General features: G+C 37.3%; 24 protein-coding genes and 1 tRNA gene. 6 read left to right on the forward strand and 19 right to left on the reverse strand.

What is annotated here, in order from left to right; all coding sequences use genetic code 11:
- Positions 1 to 14: 14 nt before the first annotated feature.
- Positions 15 to 90: transfer RNA gene (locus tag H3U73_RS04085), tRNA-Lys, on the forward strand.
- Positions 91 to 118: 28 nt separating this feature from the next.
- Here H3U73_RS04085 and H3U73_RS04090 read toward each other — a convergent pair.
- Both H3U73_RS04090 and H3U73_RS04095 read right to left on the reverse strand, forming a co-directional pair.
- Positions 119 to 286 carry a hypothetical protein gene (locus tag H3U73_RS04090; protein ID WP_172397110.1) on the reverse strand — a complete coding sequence of 56 codons (168 nt, stop codon included), beginning with the start codon at positions 284 to 286 and terminating at the stop codon, positions 119 to 121.
- A 93-nt stretch (positions 287 to 379) separates the two neighbouring features.
- A complete protein-coding gene (locus tag H3U73_RS04095; RefSeq protein WP_084551908.1) occupies positions 380 to 1,033 on the reverse strand; it encodes a LexA family transcriptional regulator in 654 nt (217 codons plus the stop codon).
- 208 nt (positions 1,034 to 1,241) lie between these two features.
- Here H3U73_RS04095 and H3U73_RS04100 point away from each other — a divergent pair, with 208 nt between their 5' ends.
- From H3U73_RS04100 to polA, 3 genes are all read left to right on the forward strand, one after another.
- Positions 1,242 to 2,237, forward strand: coding sequence for an SHOCT domain-containing protein (locus tag H3U73_RS04100; protein ID WP_084551907.1), 996 nt, complete (start codon positions 1,242 to 1,244; stop codon positions 2,235 to 2,237).
- 169 nt (positions 2,238 to 2,406) lie between these two features.
- The gene (locus H3U73_RS04105) at positions 2,407 to 2,937 is read left to right on the forward strand and encodes an inorganic diphosphatase (protein WP_084551906.1); all 531 of its coding nucleotides are present in this window, start codon (positions 2,407 to 2,409) and stop codon (positions 2,935 to 2,937) included.
- 590 nt (positions 2,938 to 3,527) lie between these two features.
- Positions 3,528 to 6,323: a DNA polymerase I gene (polA, locus tag H3U73_RS04110; protein WP_198190097.1), complete on the forward strand. Its 2,796-nt coding sequence runs from the start codon at positions 3,528 to 3,530 to the stop codon at positions 6,321 to 6,323.
- A gap of 151 nt (positions 6,324 to 6,474) precedes the next feature.
- Here polA and rpe read toward each other — a convergent pair whose 3' ends face one another.
- Entirely contained in the window at positions 6,475 to 7,170 is a 696-nt protein-coding gene (gene rpe / locus H3U73_RS04115; protein ID WP_198190098.1) for a ribulose-phosphate 3-epimerase, read from the reverse strand.
- Positions 7,171 to 7,287: 117 nt separating this feature from the next.
- Between rpe and H3U73_RS04120 the strand changes: the two genes are divergently transcribed.
- Positions 7,288 to 7,689: a Spy/CpxP family protein refolding chaperone gene (locus H3U73_RS04120; RefSeq protein ID WP_084551903.1), complete on the forward strand. Its 402-nt coding sequence runs from the start codon at positions 7,288 to 7,290 to the stop codon at positions 7,687 to 7,689.
- A 128-nt stretch (positions 7,690 to 7,817) separates the two neighbouring features.
- On the opposite strand, the gene H3U73_RS04125 is transcribed toward H3U73_RS04120, so the two are convergent.
- The 6 genes from H3U73_RS04125 to dnaB all read right to left on the reverse strand — a co-directional run bounded on the left by H3U73_RS04125 (position 7,818) and on the right by dnaB (position 12,530).
- Complete coding sequence (locus tag H3U73_RS04125; protein ID WP_084551902.1) at positions 7,818 to 8,273, reverse strand: type IV pilin protein; 456 nt, start codon at positions 8,271 to 8,273, stop codon at positions 7,818 to 7,820.
- Positions 8,274 to 8,300: 27 nt separating this feature from the next.
- Complete coding sequence (locus H3U73_RS04130; RefSeq protein WP_084551901.1) at positions 8,301 to 8,882, reverse strand: PilX N-terminal domain-containing pilus assembly protein; 582 nt, start codon at positions 8,880 to 8,882, stop codon at positions 8,301 to 8,303.
- A gap of 36 nt (positions 8,883 to 8,918) precedes the next feature.
- A complete protein-coding gene (locus tag H3U73_RS04135) occupies positions 8,919 to 9,806 on the reverse strand; it encodes a PilW family protein (RefSeq protein WP_084551900.1) in 888 nt (295 codons plus the stop codon).
- Positions 9,803 to 10,312: a hypothetical protein gene (locus H3U73_RS04140; RefSeq protein WP_084551899.1), complete on the reverse strand. Its 510-nt coding sequence runs from the start codon at positions 10,310 to 10,312 to the stop codon at positions 9,803 to 9,805. Before H3U73_RS04140 ends, H3U73_RS04135 begins: the two co-directional genes overlap by 4 nt.
- Before the next feature lie 18 nt (positions 10,313 to 10,330).
- The gene (locus H3U73_RS10645) at positions 10,331 to 11,026 is read right to left on the reverse strand and encodes a GspH/FimT family pseudopilin (protein ID WP_304944971.1); all 696 of its coding nucleotides are present in this window, start codon (positions 11,024 to 11,026) and stop codon (positions 10,331 to 10,333) included.
- 112 nt (positions 11,027 to 11,138) lie between these two features.
- On the reverse strand, positions 11,139 to 12,530 hold the full coding sequence (gene dnaB, locus H3U73_RS04150; protein ID WP_198190341.1) for a replicative DNA helicase: 1,392 nt from the start codon (positions 12,528 to 12,530) through the stop codon (positions 11,139 to 11,141).
- Between the two features lie 213 nt (positions 12,531 to 12,743).
- Between dnaB and H3U73_RS04155 the strand changes: the two genes are divergently transcribed.
- Positions 12,744 to 13,328, forward strand: a complete 585-nt coding sequence (locus H3U73_RS04155; RefSeq protein WP_025330670.1) for a superoxide dismutase — start codon at positions 12,744 to 12,746, stop codon at positions 13,326 to 13,328.
- A 72-nt stretch (positions 13,329 to 13,400) separates the two neighbouring features.
- Here H3U73_RS04155 and H3U73_RS04160 read toward each other — a convergent pair whose 3' ends face one another.
- The 10 genes from H3U73_RS04160 to radA all read right to left on the reverse strand — a co-directional run bounded on the left by H3U73_RS04160 (position 13,401) and on the right by radA (position 22,761).
- Complete coding sequence (locus H3U73_RS04160) at positions 13,401 to 14,213, reverse strand: MetQ/NlpA family ABC transporter substrate-binding protein (RefSeq protein ID WP_025330669.1); 813 nt, start codon at positions 14,211 to 14,213, stop codon at positions 13,401 to 13,403.
- A gap of 236 nt (positions 14,214 to 14,449) precedes the next feature.
- On the reverse strand, positions 14,450 to 15,118 hold the full coding sequence (locus H3U73_RS04165; RefSeq protein WP_198190099.1) for a methionine ABC transporter permease: 669 nt from the start codon (positions 15,116 to 15,118) through the stop codon (positions 14,450 to 14,452).
- Positions 15,115 to 16,128: a methionine ABC transporter ATP-binding protein gene (locus H3U73_RS04170; RefSeq protein ID WP_084551895.1), complete on the reverse strand. Its 1,014-nt coding sequence runs from the start codon at positions 16,126 to 16,128 to the stop codon at positions 15,115 to 15,117. Before H3U73_RS04170 ends, H3U73_RS04165 begins: the two co-directional genes overlap by 4 nt.
- Positions 16,129 to 16,322: 194 nt before the next feature.
- Positions 16,323 to 17,102, reverse strand: a complete 780-nt coding sequence (locus H3U73_RS04175) for a ChbG/HpnK family deacetylase (protein WP_172397415.1) — start codon at positions 17,100 to 17,102, stop codon at positions 16,323 to 16,325.
- Positions 17,083 to 17,496 carry a GtrA family protein gene (locus tag H3U73_RS04180; protein ID WP_084551893.1) on the reverse strand — a complete coding sequence of 138 codons (414 nt, stop codon included), beginning with the start codon at positions 17,494 to 17,496 and terminating at the stop codon, positions 17,083 to 17,085. Before H3U73_RS04180 ends, H3U73_RS04175 begins: the two co-directional genes overlap by 20 nt.
- Entirely contained in the window at positions 17,496 to 18,455 is a 960-nt protein-coding gene (locus H3U73_RS04185; protein WP_110414200.1) for a glycosyltransferase family 2 protein, read from the reverse strand. Before H3U73_RS04185 ends, H3U73_RS04180 begins: the two co-directional genes overlap by 1 nt.
- A gap of 84 nt (positions 18,456 to 18,539) precedes the next feature.
- Positions 18,540 to 19,943, reverse strand: coding sequence for a glycosyltransferase family 39 protein (locus tag H3U73_RS04190; RefSeq protein ID WP_172397115.1), 1,404 nt, complete (start codon positions 19,941 to 19,943; stop codon positions 18,540 to 18,542).
- A 259-nt stretch (positions 19,944 to 20,202) separates the two neighbouring features.
- On the reverse strand, positions 20,203 to 20,853 hold the full coding sequence (locus H3U73_RS04195; RefSeq protein WP_198190100.1) for a fumarylacetoacetate hydrolase family protein: 651 nt from the start codon (positions 20,851 to 20,853) through the stop codon (positions 20,203 to 20,205).
- Between the two features lie 142 nt (positions 20,854 to 20,995).
- Positions 20,996 to 21,298: a putative quinol monooxygenase gene (locus H3U73_RS04200; RefSeq protein WP_084551889.1), complete on the reverse strand. Its 303-nt coding sequence runs from the start codon at positions 21,296 to 21,298 to the stop codon at positions 20,996 to 20,998.
- Between the two features lie 89 nt (positions 21,299 to 21,387).
- Positions 21,388 to 22,761 carry a DNA repair protein RadA gene (gene radA, locus H3U73_RS04205; RefSeq protein ID WP_025330660.1) on the reverse strand — a complete coding sequence of 458 codons (1,374 nt, stop codon included), beginning with the start codon at positions 22,759 to 22,761 and terminating at the stop codon, positions 21,388 to 21,390.
- Positions 22,762 to 23,232 lie beyond the last annotated feature (471 nt).

A 23,232-nucleotide genomic window follows, 5' to 3' on the forward strand; every position in this document is an offset into this window, starting at 1 on the left:
TCAGCAATCCTATCGGGTCGTTAGCTCAGTTGGTAGAGCAGTGGACTCTTAATCCATTTGTCCAGGGTTCGATCCCCTGACGACCCACCACAAATTAACCTATTATATTCAATAGATTCTATGGCTGTTTAGGTGTTAATAAATAGTCCATTGAGTTTCTATCTTTGTCGTTTTTTTGTAATGCAATTTGCATGATGCTGCCAATCTTAGCTACATGTGCGTGCAAATGATCATTGTCCAGATGAGCGTATTTCTGCATCATTTCCAGTGATTGCAATCTTACCATTGCTTTTAGCTCATACAACGAGACTCTATTCTACATGAGCTAGCTTGCCCATTTATCCCTTAAATCAAACCTTCTGGTTAACAAAGAGTTCTATTACATAGTTTTGAATGCAAAAGCAGCTTCAATTTTTCCGTAAATATGTATAGATTTCAGCTTTGCAGGTGAAATGGTTTCTTGGGCATAATTTTTGTTATCACTTATTATTTTTAAATCACCGCTAATCGTTGCTTGTATACGCTTAACAAGCAGACTCTTCGGTGTAGCAATCAGATATACACCATCGCCACGATGACATTTAATTGCAATATTTACAAATAACAAATCCCCATTAGAAAAAGTTGGATACATAGAATCATCTGGAGCAGTAATTATAAATGTATTTTTAAAATCATTACCTATGTTTTTCCTGACCCATTCTTCTGAAATTTCAACCAATCTAATTTCGTTTTCAGAGTCTGCGAATAAATTAATCTGCTTGAATTGAATATATCCGTTTCGTGCTTGATTCTCATAAATTATTTCATCTGATTTATAAGCATTTTTCATTTGTCCATTACCTGTTTCCAACCATACAGGGTCGACACCAAGTACCTGTGCAATTGTTGCTATATTTGTACTTTCTTTATTGCGTCCTGATTCAAGGGCAGCAATTGCTGACTGGGCTCTGCCAATTCTGGCTGCTAATTCCCTTTGACTTATTCCTTTTTCTAACCGCGCTTTTTTTAAGCGTTCATTTAAGCCATTCATATTATTACCTTAAAATAAAAGCACTATTGTACTGATTAAATTAGTATTTAAATACCTTTAAATAGTTTGGTTATAATATTATTTTTGATAGAAATCATCGTAAAACTAAAACCCGGATACCAGAAACAAATAAAAATTTGCTATAAATAAATCTTTAATTTATGTTATAACCTTTATATATTAACAGTCTGCATTAAAGGGTTAGGGTATGGATAAATCTTCTGTAACTGAAGAATTGGAAGCATTATTCGATTTGCTTGAAAAAAGAGCGATTACTAAAGAAGAGTATGAAGCTCAAAAAGCTTTACTCTTATCAAATCAAGAGCAACAGCCTATAAATACAAATACATCCTTCCCAGAATCTGTAGAATCTCAGGATGAATCAATCCCAGTATTTATAGAACAGCCTGCTCAAATTCAAAATCAGCAATCTCACAGTAACAGTGTCAAGATTATTTTAATTATCATGATTGGAATAATTATACTTGTAGCAATGTTTTTTATTTTCTTCAGCAATAGAGCAAATACCCCCTCTGTTAATGACCAGAGTACTCTTTCAGCCAGTATGGCCAGTAGTGTTATCACAGTGAATGCCCAGCAACCCAGTGATACAACCTCGGAAGCAGACACAGATGAAACAGGTTTGAATCTTAATAAAAAAACGCCAGAAGAACTCAATAAACTATTGATTAAATTTCAGCAAGAGCGTGCTAATGCGGTAGCTAATTTACGCTCTGTATGGGCTGGTCTTGATCCTGATTTCAAAGCTACAGTACAGCAAGAACAGAAAGATTGGGATAGCACTGCATTAGCAGCTAACTGTTCTTTATCAGGTTACAGCACACCATTAGCACAACAGGTAGCTAATCAGTATTGCGAAACCATGATGCTAAATAGCCGGGCACAAAGTTTACTGGATGAACAGGCATCCTCTCTGGCTGATATTAAACAGGAAAAAACTGCTCAAATGGATAAAATGGCAACTGACGCATTAAAAAGAGTGAATTTAACCTGGTCAACAATTCCGGAAGATATACAACAGAACCTGAATCAGACATTTGAACAGTGGTCTGATGAGGTAAATCAATATTGCCTTTCCAGACCAACAGCCCAGAATCTAACTGAAACTCAAATAAATTATGATAATTGTGTCATTAAAAAATCTGAAAGCAAAATCAAAGAACTGAACGGCTATAAAATCTAGTTTTAATCCAAAAGGCAAACTTAATCATAGTTTGCCTTTTAGTAAAAACTTTCGAATACGAATAGCTATGAATTGTTTTTACCCGGTAAAAATTTAAATAAAATATGGGCAAACAAAAAACCATTGTTTACAATACGCCTACTTAAACTTTAAAGCAGGACATTTAATTATGGCAGATTTTAATCAGATTCTGGATGCTGGTAATGTAGACGGCGGTATTATTAATGTAGTAGTTGAAATTCCGGCCGGATCAAACCATAAAATAGAATGGGACAGAAAACTGGCTACCATGAAACTGGATCGCGTTGAACCTGTTATTTTTGCTAAACCAACCAACTATGGGTTTATACCGCAAACGCTGGATGAAGATGGTGATGAATTGGATGCATTAATCATTACCGATCAGCCACTGACTACCGGTATTTATCTGGAAGCCAGAATTATTGGCGTAATGAAATTTGTTGATGATGGCGAAGTGGACGACAAAATTGTTGTTGTACCGGCCGATGATCGCAATAATGGTAATGCAATTCAAACAGTGGCCGACCTACCGGCACAATTAATAAAACAAATTGAATTTCATTTCAACCACTATAAAGATTTAAAAAAGGCCGGCACAACCCAAGTTACACACTGGGGCGATATAGAAGAAGCAAAAAGTGTTATTCGTGAATCTCAGCAACGCTGGAAACAAAAATAATTTAAACATGCAATTTATGTAACCATAATATGTTAGAGTGCTGCGAAATTTGAAGTTTTGGTATATTCAGATATCGCAGCAAAATTTTAAATACAATAACTTAATTTCTTTAAAGAAGATTACTAGCGGATAAATTGCTACAAGTTAACAGACAATAAAATGTAAACAGATCGCAATAGGGCATGCGTCCACTATTTGTATAGCAAAGGCTTATAAAGATGATGGAAATGCAAGGATAGATGCAGGAAGCAGTGCTCATTGCAAACAGCTGGATAAGGTTGCCAGAAAGTCTTTCCCATAATGCTAAAACAAGTCAACGATATTAAGTTTAATATATTAGGGCAGTCAGGTTGTTATTGATATTTATTACTAGCTAAATATAATACTAAAATTTAACATAATATATATTATGCGAAATTTAATCTGTTAAAGCTTCGTTCAATAATACTTGGCTAATTCAATCATAGTTTTAAATTACTAATAATATTTTTTATCGTAAAATACAAATTAATTGAGGCTTTATATCTAACATCTGTTTCTTGCTTCTAATAATGGATGTGTAAGTAAGAACTGATATTTCTGGAATAATTATGCAAAAAAAACTATTACTGGTAGACGGTTCATCTTATTTATATCGGGCATTTCATGCTCTTGCGCCATTAACCAGTCCAACAGGTATGCCCACAGGTGCATTATATGGTGTACTAAATATGTTACGGCGTTTACGCTTAGATACACCACATGATTATGCTTGTTGTATATTTGATGCTAAAGGCGAAAATTTTCGCCATCAGCTTTATCCTGAATATAAAGCTAATCGTCCGCCGATGCCGGAAGAACTTAGACCACAAGCTGAAGCTTTACCAGAATTAGTGAAATTAATGGGCTGGCCGGTCTTATCTGTCAAAGGTGTTGAGGCAGATGATGTAATTGGTACCTTAGCTCATTCAGCAGAACAAGCCGGTTATCAGGTTATTATTTCTACTGGTGATAAAGACATGGCTCAGCTGGTTAACAGCCAAATTACGCTTGTCAATACCATGAACAATGAAAAGCTTGATATAGAAGGTGTAATTAATAAATTTGGCGTAAAACCGCACCAGATAATAGACTATCTTAGTCTGATTGGTGATAAAGTCGATAATGTACCCGGTGTGGAAAAATGTGGTCCTAAAACAGCGGTTAAATGGCTGCAGGAATATGGTTCATTACAAAATATTATTGAACATGCTAATGAAATTAAAGGTAAAGTTGGTGAAAATCTCAGAATTGCATCATCAAAATTGCCCCTGTCCTATCAATTAATTACTATTAAAACTGATGTAGATTTACATCATGAGCTACCGCATGGAATTGAAGATTTACAGCGAAAAACTCCGAAATGGGCAGAATTAATTTCACAATTCAAGCAACTTGGTTTCAAAAGCTGGTTAAAAGAAGCACAAAATCATTGTCACAAGAATACGAATGAAACTTCTCAGCCTGCTAATGATCTGTTTAGTGATATTGAAACCGATGATGATAGTACTGATACTAAAATTATAGAAAATACAGCAGAAACTGAACAAATCAGAAATATACCCAAAAACTATTCAGCTATTACCACAATTGAACAATTAAATAAATTACAACAACAATTAGACAACGCTAAAGTTATTGCTCTGGATACAGAAACAGATAGCCTGGATGCGATGAATGCGCATCTTGTCGGTATCAGTATTGCTCTAGAGCCAGGAATAGCATTTTATATACCTGTCGGACACAGCCCGGCAGTAATTAGTGAGCAATTACCTATTGAAACTGTGCTTGCTACCCTGAAACCTTATCTGGAAGCAGATATACCCGAAAAAATTGGTCAAAATATTAAATATGATCAACATGTTCTGGCTAACTATAAGATTAATTTACAGGGAATTACCGGTGACTCAATGCTGGCTTCTTATATAATTGAAAGCCATTTAGGCCATGGTCTTGATGAATTGGCACTTCGTCATCTGAACTGGCAAACTATTCATTATGAAGATTTATGTGGCAAAGGAGCAAAACAAATCAGTTTTGCTGATGTCGCGCTTGAAGATGCCGTTAATTACGCAGCAGAAGATGCGGATGTTTGTTTTCGCCTTGAAATTTTACTAAGAAAACAGATGGATACAGCGCAACTTGAGTTGTATCGTAATCTCGAAATCCCTGTAGAGAACATACTTTATAACATGGAGCGCACCGGAGTGCTAATAGATCGTCAGGAACTGGCTCAGCAAAGCCATGAGCTTGGTACTGAATTGGTTCGACTCGAAGAACAGGCATATCAACTGGCAGGACAGCCTTTTAATTTAAACTCACCCAAACAGCTTCAGTCTATTCTATTTGAAAAAATGGGAATCCCTACTTCCGGCCTGAAAAAAACTTCATCCGGAGGTACTTCTACCAATGAAACCGTGCTGGAAAAGCTTGCAGTAGATTATCCCCTACCCAAGCTTATTTTACAAACACGTAGTCTGGCTAAATTAAAATCCACTTATACTGATAAATTACCGCAACTAATTAATCCGAATACCGGTCGTGTACATACTACCTATGCTCAGGCTGTCGCTATTACAGGTCGTCTGGCCAGTAATAATCCAAATTTACAGAATATTCCGGTACGTACTGAAGAAGGACGGCGTATTCGTAAAAGTTTTATTGCCCCCCCCGACCAGTTAATTGTTTCTGCGGATTACTCACAGATTGAGCTAAGGATTATGGCTCATCTTTCTAATGATTCTACCTTAATTGATGCCTTTCAGCATGATGAGGACATTCATAAGCGTACCGCAGCAGAAATTTTTTCGACAAATCAGGAACAAATAACTGCAGAACAACGTCGTTATGCTAAAACCATTAACTTTGGTTTAATCTATGGTATGAGCGAATATGGTCTGGCCAAATCATTAGGAATTGAATTGCAGGCTGCGCAACACTTTATATCACGTTACTTTAACAGATATCCGGGTGTACACGAATATATGGAAAAAGCTAAAGAACAAGCATTACAGCATGGGTATGTAGAAACCTTATTCGGGCGTCGTCTTTATCTGCCTGGTTTAAAAAGTACAAATGCTAACGAACGCGCCGGAGCATTCAGAGCTGCGATAAATGCACCGATGCAAGGGACGGCATCTGATTTAATTAAACGAGCCATGATTGCTGTATATAAATGGCTTAATCAGGAAAAAATGCAAACCAGATTGATTATGCAGGTACATGATGAGCTTGTATTACAGGTACCTGAATATGAGTTGTCATCTGTACAAACACATTTGCCTCAATTAATGGCAAATGTGGCTAAATTAAAAGTTCCATTAATTGCTGATGTCGGATATGGGCATAATTGGGATGAAGCTCATTAATGGAATACTCTATTTGAAATATCAGGATTAATAATAAAAGGTAGTCTGAAATTTATCAGGCTACCTTTTTAAAAATTAACAATAAAAACTTTATTTTTATGACAGAATATATCAAAATAGTAACATATTAATTAAATGCTAAATAACTAATTTATTTTATTTCAGCTAATTGTGCACGCATAGCAGAAATCTGTTTAAAATAATCGTTATGACCAAAAATTGCAGAACCTGCAACAAATGTGTCAGCTCCTGCTGCTGCTATCTGAGCAATATTATCAATTTTGATTCCACCGTCTACTTCTAATCGGATAAATCTTTTACTTTCATAGGCATATTCATCAATTATTGCCCTAACCTTACGAATTTTTTTCAGTGTGGATGGAATAAAATTCTGTCCACCAAAACCTGGATTAACCGACATCAGTAATATGACATCTACTTTATCTAATACTTCTTCCAATAAGCTTATTGGAGAAGCCGGATTTAATACCACCCCTGCCTGACATCCAGCTGTCTTTATTAGATTTAAGCCTCTATCTACATGCTTACTTGCTTCGGGATGAAAAGTAATAATATCCGCACCGGCTTTTGCAAAAGCATTAATCATTTCATCAACTGGTTCTACCATTAAATGTACATCAATGGGAACAGAAGCATATGGTTTTATTGCCTGACAAACCATAGGACCAAACGTAAGATTTGGCACATAATGATTATCCATAACATCAAAGTGAATCCAGTCTGCTCCACTGTTAATTACGGAAGTAATTTCATTGCCCAAACAGGCAAGATCTGCTGATAAAATACTAGGAGCAATATAAAAATCCGGTTTCGTTAACTTATTCATATTAAAACATTATCTATAATAAATTATATTATTTACGCAAGTTTACTACCATTATATGTGTTTGACTGCTATTGAAGTATACTCATAATAACTGATAGAAATCAAAGGGAGAACAAAATGATATTTTCATACTGGCAAAAAATGACCCGCTATTGTGCCGGTTTTGTCTTATTAACATTTACTTTTTCTACTTTTGCCTCGGGTCAGATTAATTGTGACTTACGCAAGCTTGAATTAACTCAAATGCAAAAAACAAGGCTTAGGCTTATCAGAATGCAGTACAAACGAAATCAGGACACTAATTTGCAGCATACCGCAAACAATAAACGTAAAAGTGAGCAATTAACACAGATTCTGATGAAACCAAAATTTGATGAAACTGAAGCAAAACGCTATGTGTTGAACTATTATATGCCTCGTATACAACAAGATATAGATGAATTAAAAGTACAATATGAGTTTTTGCAAGTTTTAAATCAGCAGCAAAGACAAAACTGGATTAATAATTGTTTGCGTTAAAACTATAAAATTAGTACTTGATAGATAACTATTTGAATTAAATATTATTTTGAATAAATCAATTACATGAATTCAGATTTTACTTAATACCATCATAAAATAAAGTATAGTAATACGATAAAAAATGCTTATTGCCTGCTACACAAAGAATTTTGAGATGGATCTGTAATACTTTTTACAGATTTTGTATTACAAATGTAAGTACTTGAGTCATTACTCATCCAAACTGATTTTTTTAAATGGACACCATTTTTAGGTTCTGCATATAAACGAAATTTTGTGCAATCATCAGTTGTACTACATGTAACTCCAATTTCATATTTTTTGTCTACATTACCATTTTTGGTCAATTGATTCTTAATTGATGAATCGAGATCATCTTTTAGTAAATTTCTATTAAATAGTTTTAGTTTTGTTTGTGCTATATCTTGATTGATATTGGCTAGTGTAGTAGTAGCATCTGTTAAATCTGCTTTCTCAATATAGCTACTATAAACCGGTACAGCTAAGGCAGTCAAAATCCCCATAATTGCAATTACCACCATTAGCTCAATCAAAGAGAAACCATTTTGATATTTTTTCATGCATTTTTCCAGATATAAATCTTTATATTAATAATCATATAAAGCGGCTTGAATAGTTTCTTCAATAATACTTGAAGTTGAAGCATTTTGTCCCCAGCCTTTTGCAGTAATTCGGAATATATAATACCCTACTCCTGCTTTAGTATCAGGCCCTAAATATTCAATTACATAACGGTACTCTGCCTTCTCATTTTGCTTATCTGGATATTTGAATGATGGATCACTATCTTTTATATCTGTAAATACTCCAGATCGTTTCCAAACATCTTTTAAATCAGTACAGGATTCAACTTTAGCTATTTTGCTGTTTACTTTTGCGGGATCTATTCCTTTTGCTGCACATAATCCTGCTTTACAATCACAGTTAAATTGCTGTGCTGTCTTTAAACCAGGCCACTCACTAATTTTCTTTTCAGCATCAGCCAAACCAAGCTGTGCGTTTTGAAATGCAAGCTGATGATCGCTATCATTAGCACTGGTTCGCGTATCCATCGATGTACTTTGCATAGTTACTACTACAAGAAAAGCAATAACTATCATCATAATCAGCACTAAAAATAATGCAAAACCAGACTGACTGGATTGTAAGGTTTTATTTTTAATTTTCATGTCTGCAAAGATTTCCAGAGTAATTGGTCTATAAAATTAAATTTTGCTACTTACACAAACTTCACCTTGTCGTACAGAGGCATTAATTTCATAATTGATAGTTGTATTATCATTTGTTCCATTAGGTCTTACTGTCAGGGTTACTCCAATTAAAACAGGTGGCTTTTCATACTTGAAATTAAGATCAGTTGTACGTGTTACATTGGCTTTCAAAGGCGGAGGGAGTTTGCTGCCGGCAGCACTGGCAGCACTGGGGCAATCATTTGCAGTATGATTATCATAATCAAAATGATAATTTACAGCAGTGACATTTCTTACTACCAGTTGTGGGGCGCTAAATGTTTTATTAGAATAATTTATTCGATAAAATCCCGGATCTGGATCCAAATTTGTAGTTCCAACTATATAAACCGCACCACTTATGTCTTCATCATCTATATTAGTTTGACATTTCGAAGACAAAATACTATTGACTAATTTATCACTTACATAAGTTAACACTAAAGGCTTACTGCCTGTTACTGGTTTTACAGCAATACTAGAAGATGCGGTTGGTAAATCAGTTGATAAAAACTGTTTATTTTTCACACTAAATGCATTTTCGAATATAGAGTTTAATTGGGATGTCGATGGGGGATTCATACAACTAAAATCAGCCAACTGCCGCATATCGCTACGAATTACATTTGCTGCATTACGCACATCTTGTTCATAACTAATACGTGTTTTAACTTGTTCTTTTAATTTATACGTTGTTAAAAATGTAGAGCTGGCAGCCAATAAAACAATTATGCTGATTGCAGATGCCACCATCAGTTCGACCAGACTGAATCCTTGCTGCCGGCGTGGAATTTGTTTTAAATTAGTGATTTTAACTATTTTCATTATTGGATCAATCTTTGTATTTTTGTCTGTTGTGTTCATGACTGACCTGCAGTCAGGGAATACGAAAATAGATTTTTATCCTTTAAATTGTTATCATCATTGTTATCATCATCCTTATCAAGAATCTGCCCCCACCAGGTTACAGTAATCTGACCATCTGTAATTACACAGCTGTTTACCTTAGCATTTGTTAAATTAATATTGAGGAGAGTTGAACAATTTTTATTATTAAAATCTGAAAAATCCTTTTTCAAAGTAAATATCTTATTTTTTGCTGCATCTTCTGTTACTTCTAAAGAAATTTTTGGTTGAGAATTCATCAGTTCAATGTAATTTTGTACTGCTCTGGTTACCTCTCCTTGATTCGCTGCATTTACAGATGTATGAACTGCAGTGATCTGAGCCAGCATTAATGCAAGTACACCAAATGACAAGACAAACATGGCCACAATAGCTTCAATGATTGTAGATCCATTCTGACGCTGAAATCTATTTGATGAATATAATATCCTGACTGAAATATACCGGTACATATACTTATCCATATAATTCCTTGATATACTCTATTTTAGGCTTGCAATACAAAGTGTAGAAGCAGAAACAGAACCATTTTTAGAATTACCATAACATGATACAGGTCTGCCGCTAGGTGATATAACAATGCGACGTTTAATATCTTTGTAATCGGCATCAAATATTTCTATAGCTACATTGGAAGTCCCTATTGTCCATTTAGTAGAATCAGCACCATAACCTAGACCGAATTGTCCATTTGGCATAAATGCCAGCATATCTGAATCTGTAATTGTATCGGTACAATTATTTGTATTATTTTTACATACTCCCCAGTTAAGTTTTACTTTGATTTTATCCGTGTTCTGATTTATCGCAACAGTTCGCACTGGTGTATCAGTGCTTGTTGTAAATGTTCCATCTAAATCGTTATCATTAAATGCAAGAAAGCCTTCCCATCCGGTACCATCCGAATAATCCTCAAATTTACTGCATCCATTAGTTGTACCTGTACCATTTCTGATTACAGTAGGACAGATTAATACAGGTTTATTGGTACGAATAGCTTCAGCTCTTGCAAACTGAAACATTGCAAGCATCTGATCTGCTCGGTTATTTGTTCTGTGTGATGCCACCAATCTGTTCATAGCCGGTAATGCTATTGCAGCCAGTATGGCAGTAATAGCAATGACAATTAATAGTTCAATTAAAGTAAAACCAGCATTTGTTGGTTTAGATGAAGCCATTTTCTAACCTTAATTCTAATAAGCCGGACACAAGTTAAATATACACTTATTTTAAATTAATTTTACATCAAAATATATGATTTAGACTACTAATATAGTAAATAAGTGACTTTTATTCATCAAAATAACCATCAGGCATGGCCGCATTATCAAATTTAGTAAACTGCCCCTGAAAGGTAAGATGAACTTTTCCGGTCGGACCATTACGGTGTTTACCAATAATACATTCTGCCAATCCTTTAAACTGACTGTCTGGATGATAGTACTCATCACGATACATAAACATAATAAGATCAGCATCCTGTTCGATAGCTCCGGATTCACGTAAATCTGACATCATAGGTCGTTTATCGGTACGTTGCTCCACCGTACGGGATAGTTGTGACAAAGCAATTATGGGAACCTGAAGTTCTTTAGCCAATGATTTTAAAGATCGTGAAATCTCACCCAGCTCAGAAGCCCGATTATCTGAGCGGCCAGAACCAGACATTAATTGCAGATAATCCAGTACAATTAATCCCAGTTTACCGCCTTGCTGACGTGCCAGTCTGCGAGCGCGGGCACGCACTTCCAATGCTGTTAATCCGGGAGTTTCATCAATAAACATTGGGGCTTCTGTGAGCTTGACTACTGCATCATTGAGTTTACCCCAATGCTCATCCTGCAATTGTCCGGTTTTCAGAACACTCTGATCGACACGGCCTACTGAACCAAGCATTCGCAATACCAATTGAGCACCGCCCATTTCCATTGAAAAAACAGCTACCGGTAATTTTTCTGCAATAGCAACATGCTCTGCAATATTTAGTGAAAAAGCCGTTTTACCCATAGACGGACGACCTGCAACAATAATCAGATCTCCCGGTTGCAGGCCTGATGTCTTTTTATCAAGATCAATAAAACCGGTTGAAACACCAGTTACATCGTTTTTGTTATCACGCGAATATAAGTAGTCAATTCGTGCTACGACTTCTTTTAGCAGTACCGGCATTGTCAGGAAACCCTGTTTTGATCGTGCAGTTGATTCAGCAATCTGAAAAACGCTGTTTTCAGCTTCATCCAGCATTTGTGCTGCATCTTTTCCCTGAGGACTATAAGCTGAACGGGCAATTTGCGTTCCTACTTGAGCCAGCTGGCGCATTATGGAACGTTCACGAACGATTTCTCCATAACGCCGTATATTTGCTGCTGAAGGGGTGTTTTGTGCCAGTGTTATTAAATATTCCAGACCACCGGCCGGTTCAAGCTCTTCTCTCTTTTGCAGCTCTTCCTGTACTGTTATCACATCTGCCGGACGTGAGAGCTCTACTAATGCTTTAATTGCTCTGAATATAAGGCGATGCTCATGACGATAGAAGTCGTCTTCATCAATTAAATCTGCAATTCTGTCCCATGCACTGTTTTCGAGCATCAGCCCGCCTAAAACCGACTGTTCTGCTTCCATCGAATGCGGCGGCATAGCTAACTGATTTGTTTCTTCTGCACTGATATCGTTTTCTTCCATGTCTTCTGACTTTTTTAACAACTTTTTTAATTTTACCATTAAGTGACTGCTTATTTGCGGGTAATAAGAGCTGTGTATTACAATATTAACGAACCATATAATGGTTTAAAGTGAGTTAAATGTTCTATATATTTGCAAATATATCTTATATAACTCTACATTGAGCTCACTGCAAAATACGCAATACTCACTCTATCAGAAGGAATCTCAACCATGGAACATAAATTACCAGTACTACCATACTCCCTTGATGCGCTGGCACCACATATTTCAAAAGAAACATTGGAATATCATTATGGCAAACATCATCAGACCTATATCACCAATATGAATAACCAAATTAAGGGAACAGAGTTTGAGAATATGCCTTTGGAAGAAATTGTCAGAAAATCTTCGGGCGGGTTATTTAATAATGCAGCTCAAACCTGGAATCATACATTTTACTGGTTTGGCTTTACACCTAAAGGTGCGGCATTAACTGAAAATGGTGCTCTGGCTAACGCTATCAATGCGAAATGGGGCAATTTTAATGCATTCAAAGAAGCGTTCGACAAAGTAGCTGCAGGTACTTTCGGTTCAGGCTGGGCCTGGCTGGTAAAAACACCGGACGGTAATCTTGATCTGGTTTCTACAAGTAATGCAGCCACACCACTGACCACTGACAACACTCCTTTGCTGACATGCGATGTCTGGGAACATGCATATTATATTGACTATCGCAACAGCCGTCCGAATTACTTAAGTAATTTCTGGGAAATTGTTAACTGGAATGAAGTAGAAAAACGCTTTGCAGCATAAGCTATAATTAACTGCACATAATTAAAACTGCCTTTTATCTAAAGGCAGTTTTTTCATAACTGTGCATCTGTTTCAGTTATTTTCTTTCGGCACATACCAGTAATTTTTAGTATTGTGTGTTTGCATATACTGTTTGAATTCTGCTGAGCTATAAGCTGATTTCACAGCCTGTGCCCAGGCTTTTGGTGCATTATCGGCTCTTACCGCTACAACTAACTCAAATGAAGGAATAATATCTTCCTGTAACAGGGCAAGATCGGGGTTAATTTTGGCTGCGTATGCCCTGCTTCCCGGTATAACTGAATAATCAAAATCTGATAAAGTACGCGGAATATTACCCGGATCCAGCTCAGTGATATTCAATTCATAAGGATTTGTCTTGATATCATTTTTAGAGATCATGCCCGGATTGGTTGAAGGCTTAAGGGTAATCCAGCCAGCTTTTGCCAGCAGACGATAGGCTCGTGCAGCATTTGCCGGATCGTTTGGTACTGCAATAGCACTTCCCTTTTTTATTGCCTGCAAGTTTGTATGGCGTTTAGAATAAATTGCTGTTGGCACAGTAGGAATATGAGTTAAAGCAATCAGATTGGCTTTTTTATTCTGATTAAATGCATCCATATAGGCAGTATGCTGATCAACATTTACGTCAATACTACCTTGTTGTAAAGCGATATCAGCCTGCATTAAATCAGAAAAATCAATTTGTTTAATTTGATATCCCTGTTTTTCCAGAATAGGTTTTACTGCATCAAGAAAAAGCTGGCTATAGGGGCCGGGTGAAGTGCCGACAATAATCTGTTTATTACTGGTTTTATCCTGATGACAGGCTCCCAGCACCAGACAGGCAGTAATTAAAATAATAATTTGCTTAAAAAACTTCATGCTATTGGCTCCGATGATAGTCAATTTCATATTTTTAATTCACATAACAGCAAGTACGTTTTATTTATGTGAATTAAAGATTAATTGGCTTATGGAAAAAATATAATATAGCTGGGTAGTCTAATCATTGCATATGAATATTAAAAGACTGACTGCTTATAACCAAAGATAAGAAATTTATATATATGCAGAAATCAAAAACGGCTTAAAATAAGCCGTTTTTAATAAATAGAAAGTTAATTTTTTTTGGCCTTAGCTGCGAGCCAGTTACCCAGAGTCTGAATAATTTGAACAATTAATACCAGAACGACAACTGTAACAATCATAATTACATAATCAAATCGCTGATATCCGTAATTAACAGCTAAATCACCGATGCCTCCGCCACCAACTGTACCAGACATAGCTGTAGCATCAATTAATCCGATAAGAGCTGTGGTTAAGGCCAGCAAAATAGAGGGCATAGCTTCAGGTAAAATAAAATAGCGAATAATCTGAAAATTGGTTGCGCCCATTGATTGAGCTGCTTCGATAATACCTGCCGGTACGCTTAATAAGGAATTTTCAATTAACCGGGCAATATAAGGCGAAACAAAAATAATCAACGGTATGATCATTGCCTTGGTACCAATAGATGTATGGATAGCAAGACTGGCTATCGGTAACACACAAATCAGCAAAATGATAAAAGGTAATGAGCGAATAATATTAATAATTATATTGAGTAAATTATATAGTATCGGCTTTGGCCATACGCCTCCCTGACGGGTAAGCAATAACAGTACACCTAAGGCCGTTCCCAGTATAGTTCCCAGAACAAATGAGATACTGACCATATTAAAAGTTTGCAATATTGCCGTACCAAACTGGTCAGCAGTTAATGAGGTATCTAACCACTGATTCATACACCACCTCTTTCCACTCGAACGCCTCTGTCCTGCAAAAATGCCAACGCTTTTTCTACATCTGTCTCAATACCATTCATCTGGATAAACATACTTCCCAGCACTACTCCGCCTATTTCGCGCATATTGGCAAAAAGTATGTTAATTTCCACCAGTTGTTTTAAAATAAGCTCATTAACCACTGGTTCTCTGGCTGAATTACCTAAAAATTCCAACCTGAATATATTTTCCTGTTCAACCAGACTATCTAACACTGCTTCGGGTATTTTTGCATTGATTACTGTGCTGACAAATTTTTTCGTTGTCTCTTGCTGAGGGGCGGAAAAAATATCAAGTACAGTTCCTTTCTCAATTACCTGCCCCTTTTCCATCACCGCTACTTTATTACAAATGGAGCTAATCACTTCCATTTCATGAGTAACCAGTAAAATAGTGATATTGCGTTCGCTGTTAATTTGTTTTAATAGTTTCAGAATAGATAAAGTAGTCTGAGGGTCTAATGCGGAAGTAGCCTCATCACATAATAATATTGTTGGTTCTGTAATCAGAGCACGGGCAATCCCGACACGCTGTTTTTGACCACCGGATAACTGGCTGGGATAACTTTGCTTTTTACCAGCCAGATCAACATATGACAACATTGCATCAACTCTGCGGTCAATTTCATCACGTTTTAATCCCTGTAAAACTAATGGAATTGCAATATTCTGGGCAACTGTTTTAGATTCCAGTAAATTAAAATGCTGAAAAATCATGCCGATTTTTTTCTTATGCTCACGCTGAGCTTTGGCATCCAGTTTGTTTAAATCTACTCCGTCTACGGTAACCGTACCGGATGTTGGTTTTTCCAGCTGGTTAACCAGACGAATTAAACTGCTTTTACCTGCGCCACTCCACCCGATCAGTCCATAGATATCACCTGTATCAACTGTAAGGTTAATATCATTCAGGGCATGAACCTGCTGTTTATTTTTGATGTAAGTTTTTTTTATATTTTCAAATATGATCATAACGATCCTTAAATACTCGCTGCGATCTGATTTCCAATGATCCAGATGTAATGCAATACAGATAGTGTACTTGATAAATCGTAAACTTGCTGACTGATTTTCTAATGACTACGGCTAAAAAATGCAAGTATACTGTAAATCTTGGTGATTAAGTTCATTATTATGTATTACTTTTTTTAGCGTATAAAATAAAGCTATTGTTTAAAATTATGCCAGTTAACACCATAACAATGGTGTTGCTGCCAGCATTGCGCAAATGCTTCACTTTGTAACCATTGCCATTCATATTCACGCGCATTTTTAATTTCATCATTCCAGTGCTCTGAAGGTACTGCCGGATGGCACATAATCAACAATGGATGTTCAGCAAACATGCCAAGCCAGTTGTTCCATTTATGCTGTAAATTTTTTAAATCGGCATTAAAGTTATAGATACCTGCAAAGAACTGATTGTGCGTAATATTTGCCGCATCTAAAGCGCTGTCGAGAGCATGACCGCCAAGGGTATGAATTAATTTTGCCTTAATATCTTTCTGAGAAGTTTTTGTGCTGCGTAATGCTATTATATTTCCATAACGCTGCAATATTATATTTAGTAGCACAGAACGTATCTGCGGGAACTGATGTACATGCTGATGGCCATCGATAAAAACAGGTATGTCACCAATTTTATCTTCAAAAGCATCCAGCTGGCGATTAATAATATCCTGCAAAACTTTTTCCGGCCATGCATGCAGGTAAGATTTAACTAGTACCTGTTTCAGCGTACCCAGCCCGGCAAATCCGGTGAAATCCAGATGCAAACCAATATCAGTATGCTGCTTTTTCAATTCTGCAACTTCATCTGAAGCAATGGCGCCCAGACTCATAAAGCTGCTTGCCTGTATGCGTCCCATCTCAGACAGACGAAGTACAGCTTCATTTACAGCTGCAGATAAACCCAGATCATCTACATTAATCATTACTGGTTTCATTGTGTGCCTTTTCATTAAATGCCCAGAATTTACCCAGTATAAAAGATAAAACTGTCACTATCAGCGTAACAATAAACCATACCCACCAATAGGCCTGATTTCCAAACCAGTGTATACCTGCCATAAATAAAATCTGGTTTATCATAAAACCGGTTATAGAGCTGAATAACCAGCGCCAGAGAGCCTGAAACCATGTATGTCGCGTCAGACTGAATGTAAGGTAATAATGACCGCTAAAACTGATAACAAAAGCACAAAGAAAAGCCAGAGGATTGGCCAAAACAGGTAAAAAGTGAGCATATCGGACTAACACCACCAAACATAAAAAATGCATAGCAGCGGCTGCTCCTCCTACCAGAGTAAACCATATGCCCTGTGCAGATACAGATTTCATTATTTTTCGCGACTGTCCCACACTTTGTCTACCAGATAAAGCGGTCGCTGTTTTACTTCTTCATAAATCCGACCGATATATTCGCCAATTACACCAAGACAAACGAGCTGTATCCCGGCAGAAAACATAATTCCGGCTGCCAGCGTCGGCCAGCCAGCAAGATCTTTACCAAAAAACAACGTATCAGCAACGATATACAATCCATAGACAATCGACAGGAATGAAATAATCATTCCCATTCTGGAAATCCAGCGTAATGGACGCTGAGAAAACGAAGTAATACCTATTAAAGCCAGCTCAAACAGGCTGAAATAATTAAATTTACTCTTGCCTGCCTGCCGTTCAGAGGCCTGAAAAGGTATATAAATGGTAGAAAATCCTACCCATGCATACAACCCTTTCATAAACCGTTGCCGCTCAGGTAACTTGAGTAAAGCTTCTACAACACGACGTTTCATCAGTCTGAAATCACCGGCATTAGGTGTCAGCTCATACCGGTGAGTATCCTGCATAAAATGGTAAAAGCCATTTTTCAATATCCGGGTTATTAAGCCTTCATGTTCACGTGAAGCCTGTACGGCAGCCACCACATCCACATTATTGGTCTGAATTAATTCAAGCATTTGTTCCAGTACTGAAACCGGATGCTGTCCGTCAGCATCCATCATGGTAACCAGTTCACCCTGAGATTGCGCTAATCCGGCCGTAAGTGCAGCTTCCTTACCAAAATTACGCGAAAATTGTATCAGCCTCAATGCTGTATTACTTGGTAATTGCTGTCGAAACGTTTCAAATAATGTGGTCAGATGATCTTTACTACCATCATCTACTAAAATAATTTCACAGTTCTGTTGCTGCCGACTGGTAAAATCAAACAGTTCAGGCAAAAAGCGATTTATAGCTGCTGCATCATTATATACCGGCAGAATAATACTTAAACCAGTGCTAACTTTATCCATATCATTTACCTCTCAGCCTAAAAGCAAACTGAGATAATCCAAATGTATTATTAATCATTTTTAATTTTATATAAATATAAAAAATCATTGTTGTTTTAAACATTTTTTCGGTATGTATGCCTGCCAGACTACCTTAAGAGGCTCTCGATCGGGTAATTTATTCCATCGAACTATCCACTCACCTTGTTTTACAACCAGCTCAGAATGATGGGCTAAAGGTTCTAACCATAGTGTCTGAGGATGTTCATCAGCAGGCCATAATGCCAGCGTACCTTGCTGCTGTAAACGACTATTGCTCATCCACGGAGAATAAGCGGAATTACCGGAAACCATGACCGATGGAGCAAATTTTGAATAGGAAGCTACCAGCAATACTACCCAGTCTGAACCAGTCACACTATCAAGCTTACAAGAAGACAACTCCTGCCATTGATCATCAGCCTGTTTGGCCAGTGCAGTCTGAGGCCAGTCCATCCGAGAAGGTTTATGACGGATTCTGGCTCCGAATCCTACATAAACAGCCATCAATATGGTGACAATAAGCGCCCAGACTGCTATACCTTTCAGCAAAGATTTATCTTTAGATATAAATACCGGTTCGGGAATCAGAGACACGATTATGAGTCCGGATAAGCCCCACATCGGCATACCCCACATATCACGTAATCCTAGTCCATAAATCAGTCCGGCAAATACAAGTATCAGCGTAGGAACTAATCCCATCCATAAAAGAAAATACCAGTCACCCTGACGCAATACTTGAACAGACGGGCGTAAACTCAATCGTGTACGGGTAAACAGCAAAATAAATAAAATAGGTAAATGATTAAGTAGCTGAGTGCCGAAATAGCCAAGAGCCGCCAGATGCCCGTTACGGTTTGCATCTTCAGCTGAGCGTGCTGAGGCATAAGTCAGTGGTAGCCAGTTATGCTCTATCAGCCAGTATATATTCGGAGCAAACACAATCAGAGCAAGCAGAATTGCCAGCCACGGCCTTGGTGTCAGCCATAACCGTCGGTTCGTTGTACACAATGAATATAACACCATAGTTAATAGCAGTAAGGCAACGGTATATTTTACCAGCATGCCAATACCAGCCAGCAAACCAAACAATAACCAGTACTTCCAGCGATTTTCTCGAATAGCCAGATAAAAGATATAGACTAAACCCAGCCATACGGGCATTTGCGCTATATTGTGATTGAATTCAAGAGAAGGCCATGTGTAATAAAATATTGCCAGCAAAAACAATGCACCGATAAAAGCCCGGCTTTTGCTCATCAGTTGCCGGCCGAACAAATAAGCCAGCCATAAACTCAATGCTATCGTACATTGACTTAAAATATACGGACCAATATGACCAAAAATATAATAAAAAGAATAGAGTACCCAGCTTGAAAATGGCGGATGCTTATAATATCCCCATTGCCATTCACGTCCCCAGTAAATACCCTCAGGAACATCTAAGGGATAACTTGAGGAAAGCATAAAAGGTAATACCGTCCACAAGATAAAATAAAGTACTAACCAAAAGGGTAGTCTGAGCGACAACGGTTTGCTTGGCATAAAAAGATTTCAATTTTCAAATTAAGTTATTATAAAGGGTGCGGTTACTGTTAGACACTACGGTATAGCAATATTATCAAGAAATTTATCTGTTGATTTTAAAAAATCATTTACTTAAAGCATTCAGGCGCAATGAAAAATTGCGCCTGAATAATGCAAAATCAGCTCAACTAAAGCTAGCTTAAGCTACTCGGAATGTAGCTTTGATTTTATCCGGCCAGATTAATTCCAGTTCATCACCGGATTGAATCGCTGCAACTCCGGCAGGTGTACCGGTGTAAATAATATCACCAGCCTGCAAACCATAAACCCTGGACAGATAACTGATAATTTGCCGGCACGTAAACATCATATCTTTTGTATAACCCTGCTGGCGTATCTTTCCATTTACCTTTAAAAAAAATTCCTGTTGCTGGATATCATCAATTTCAGCTGGTGGAATAAAGTGCGATAAACAGGCTGCTGTAGGAAACCCTTTGGCTTTTTCCCATGGCAAACCTTTACTCTTTAACTCTGCCTGTACATCTCGCGCAGTTAAATCCAGACCAATAGCATAGCCACCGACATAATCTAACGCCTCATTTTCCTGAACATCGAAAGCATCTTCTGCCATATAGATAACCAACTCACATTCATGATGTACATCAGAGCTATAGGATGGTAATTGAATATCATCAGACTCCAGAGCCAGAGAAGAAGTTGGCTTCATAAATACCACGGGTTCTTCAGGTTTTACATTATGTAATTCTTTAATATGCTCTGTGTAATTTCTTCCAATACAAAAAATATTACCTAAAGCAACTTTTTGTTCTTTGATATAAACGGTTTTCATCTTGTGTCACCAAAAATTAAATCCAGATTTGAAATTAATTACTGTCTGGAAATAGCAATTTATCCGGCCAAAATTAGTTTATCAAAACTGAAAATTCAGCCTGTATAGTCTGTGAGAACCAGAGATAATATATTTAGTAAAATTAAAAAGCAGTAATTTCACTTAATTTTATTAATTGCATTGGTTCTTTCAAGTATGGTTCTACTGTTTTAATCAGGTTTTGAAAATGTACAGTATTACCATGCTCATTAATTGCTGCATCATCAGCCCAGCATTCAATAAATATAATTCGATCAGCCTTATCTAAATCTTTATTAACGGTGTAAAACACATTTCCTTTTTCTTTACGTGACAATTCCACACATTGCTCAACGGCAGCATCAATATTTATCCAGGCATTTGCTTTCAGATCCATGATTGCAATTAGTTTAATTGGCTGTGACATATTTTATCTCCTTAATTTTTCTTAGACGGTACGAAAGCACCTACAAAAGTAAAGCCTATTCTTTTAATTAGCTAAAGGCAAATATAAAATTAATCACGTCGTGTAGCATCTACACCTTCCTGTACCGAATTTACCCCGATAATAGTCAGCCTCGGAAAATCTGCCGTTCGTTTGGGACAATTAGCTGCAGGTACTATGGCATGAGTAAATCCAAGTTTTTCTGCCTCTCGCAAACGTTCCTGTCCACGAGGAACTGGACGAATTTCACCTGATAACCCGACTTCTCCGAATACAATCAGCTTTTCCGGTAATGGTCGATTACGATAGCTTGAAAGCATGGCCAGAATCACTGCCAGATCTGCTGCCGGTTCGGTAATTTTCACACCACCTACAGCATTAAGAAACACGTCCTGATCATAACAAGCGATACCTGCATGACGGTTCAGCACAGCCAGCAACATGGCCAGACGCTCCTGAGCCAGCCCTACAGTTAATCGTTTTGGAGCAAAACCATGAGCATCATCAACAAGTGCCTGAATTTCTACCAGTAAGGGGCGCGAACCTTCCTGAGTAACGAGAACGCATGAGCCGGGAACATCATCGCGATAACTGGATAAAAACAATGCTGAAGGATTGGAAACCCCCTTCAGCCCTTTTTCTGTCATTGCAAAAACACCTAACTCATTAGCGGCACCAAAACGGTTTTTAATAGCACGAATCATACGATAATTTGAATGAGTTTCCCCTTCAAAATACAATACCGTATCCACCATATGCTCCAGCACCCGGGGACCGGCAATCGCGCCATCTTTGGTTACATGACCAACCAGCAACATGCTGATACCCTGTTGTTTTGCCAGGCGGGTTAATTGGGCTGCACATTCCCTAACCTGTGATACAGAACCGGGTGCTGAAGTAATACCATCAGAATACATGGTCTGAATAGAATCGATTACTACCACTCTGGGTTTTTGGCGTGCAATAACTGCACTAATTGCCTCTACACGTATTTCTGCCAGTAAATGAACTTTGTCTGCATGTACACCAAGACGCTGTGCACGTAAAGCAACCTGCTGAGCTGACTCTTCTCCGGAAACATACAATACGGATTCCTGTTCGGCCATCAAGGCTATTGTTTGCAGCAATAATGTAGATTTACCAATACCCGGATCTCCGCCTAGCAAAATAACAGCTCCGTCTACTAAACCACCTCCAAGTACTCTGTCCAGCTCACCCATTCCTGTTGGCGTTCTCTGTATTTCAACCGCACTGACTTCTGCCAGTAACTGTACCGCCGATTCACTTGATGCCCATGATTGAAAACGGCTGCCAGAAGAAGGTGCAGATAAAACTGTTGTTTCTTCCAGAGTATTCCATTCGCCACAATGAGGACAACGCCCCTGCCATTTAGGTGAGCTTCCACCACAACTGCGACATTGAAACTGAGTTTTCTGCTTTACCATGAAACCTTTCCAGCAAGACTTGCATTAAATTCAAATATAGTATCCAGTAACTATTAGCAAATAAAGATTCAATAAAATTAACCAATTGTATCCAGTTCTCAATTTTATCTAAATCTTCACTTAAGTTAGAACACAAGAACCAAGCCATAAATTTTACCCTTTAACAGCGTATAATTTAGTTAAATTTTTGAAGCTAAAACCATTAAATAAAAATAGTAATATCTATAATTATAAACAATTGAAGCATTATAATGGTTTTAATCATAATGATTAGCAGATTAAAAAATATGGCAATTTACTGATTCAAATTCAAAAGAGTCTACACTGATAACTGAACGATAAAATCAAATGTTTTGGCAAATAGTAATTGCTTCCAAAAACAAATTATAATAATTACTTTGTCTGGCAATTATTATATACTCCGTCAATTCGTGCAGGTTAAATCCGGTTTTGCCTTGATATTCTCTTGCA

Source organism: Snodgrassella sp. W8124 (assembly GCF_016100875.1).
Lineage (GTDB): Bacteria > Pseudomonadota > Gammaproteobacteria > Burkholderiales > Neisseriaceae > Snodgrassella > Snodgrassella alvi.

Bases quoted from the DNA above. Each gene is read 5' to 3' on its own strand.
- H3U73_RS04180 (WP_084551893.1), bottom strand. From the start codon at position 17,496: ATGAAATCTGTATCTGCACAGGGCATATGGTTTACTCTGGTAGGAGGA.
- H3U73_RS04195 (WP_198190100.1), bottom strand. From the start codon at position 20,853: ATGAAAACCGTTTATATCAAAGAACAAAAAGTTGCTTTAGGTAATATT.
- H3U73_RS10645 (WP_304944971.1), bottom strand. From the start codon at position 11,026: ATGGCTTCATCTAAACCAACAAATGCTGGTTTTACTTTAATTGAACTA.
- H3U73_RS04100 (WP_084551907.1), top strand. From the start codon at position 1,242: ATGGATAAATCTTCTGTAACTGAAGAATTGGAAGCATTATTCGATTTG.
- H3U73_RS04190 (WP_172397115.1), bottom strand. From the start codon at position 19,943: ATGCTTTCCTCAAGTTATCCCTTAGATGTTCCTGAGGGTATTTACTGG.
- H3U73_RS04155 (WP_025330670.1), top strand. From the start codon at position 12,744: ATGGAACATAAATTACCAGTACTACCATACTCCCTTGATGCGCTGGCA.
- H3U73_RS04135 (WP_084551900.1), bottom strand. From the start codon at position 9,806: ATGAACACAACAGACAAAAATACAAAGATTGATCCAATAATGAAAATA.
- H3U73_RS04200 (WP_084551889.1), bottom strand. From the start codon at position 21,298: ATGTCACAGCCAATTAAACTAATTGCAATCATGGATCTGAAAGCAAAT.
- H3U73_RS04105 (WP_084551906.1), top strand. From the start codon at position 2,407: ATGGCAGATTTTAATCAGATTCTGGATGCTGGTAATGTAGACGGCGGT.
- H3U73_RS04140 (WP_084551899.1), bottom strand. From the start codon at position 10,312: ATGGATAAGTATATGTACCGGTATATTTCAGTCAGGATATTATATTCA.
- radA (WP_025330660.1), bottom strand. From the start codon at position 22,761: ATGGTAAAGCAGAAAACTCAGTTTCAATGTCGCAGTTGTGGTGGAAGC.
- H3U73_RS04090 (WP_172397110.1), bottom strand. From the start codon at position 286: ATGGTAAGATTGCAATCACTGGAAATGATGCAGAAATACGCTCATCTG.
- H3U73_RS04160 (WP_025330669.1), bottom strand. From the start codon at position 14,213: ATGAAGTTTTTTAAGCAAATTATTATTTTAATTACTGCCTGTCTGGTG.
- dnaB (WP_198190341.1), bottom strand. From the start codon at position 12,530: ATGGAAGAAAACGATATCAGTGCAGAAGAAACAAATCAGTTAGCTATG.
- H3U73_RS04125 (WP_084551902.1), bottom strand. From the start codon at position 8,273: ATGAAAAAATATCAAAATGGTTTCTCTTTGATTGAGCTAATGGTGGTA.
- polA (WP_198190097.1), top strand. From the start codon at position 3,528: ATGCAAAAAAAACTATTACTGGTAGACGGTTCATCTTATTTATATCGG.
- H3U73_RS04165 (WP_198190099.1), bottom strand. From the start codon at position 15,118: ATGAATCAGTGGTTAGATACCTCATTAACTGCTGACCAGTTTGGTACG.
- rpe (WP_198190098.1), bottom strand. From the start codon at position 7,170: ATGAATAAGTTAACGAAACCGGATTTTTATATTGCTCCTAGTATTTTA.
- H3U73_RS04130 (WP_084551901.1), bottom strand. From the start codon at position 8,882: ATGAAAATTAAAAATAAAACCTTACAATCCAGTCAGTCTGGTTTTGCA.
- H3U73_RS04175 (WP_172397415.1), bottom strand. From the start codon at position 17,102: ATGAAACCAGTAATGATTAATGTAGATGATCTGGGTTTATCTGCAGCT.
- H3U73_RS04095 (WP_084551908.1), bottom strand. From the start codon at position 1,033: ATGAATGGCTTAAATGAACGCTTAAAAAAAGCGCGGTTAGAAAAAGGA.
- H3U73_RS04185 (WP_110414200.1), bottom strand. From the start codon at position 18,455: ATGGATAAAGTTAGCACTGGTTTAAGTATTATTCTGCCGGTATATAAT.
- H3U73_RS04120 (WP_084551903.1), top strand. From the start codon at position 7,288: ATGATATTTTCATACTGGCAAAAAATGACCCGCTATTGTGCCGGTTTT.
- H3U73_RS04170 (WP_084551895.1), bottom strand. From the start codon at position 16,128: ATGATCATATTTGAAAATATAAAAAAAACTTACATCAAAAATAAACAG.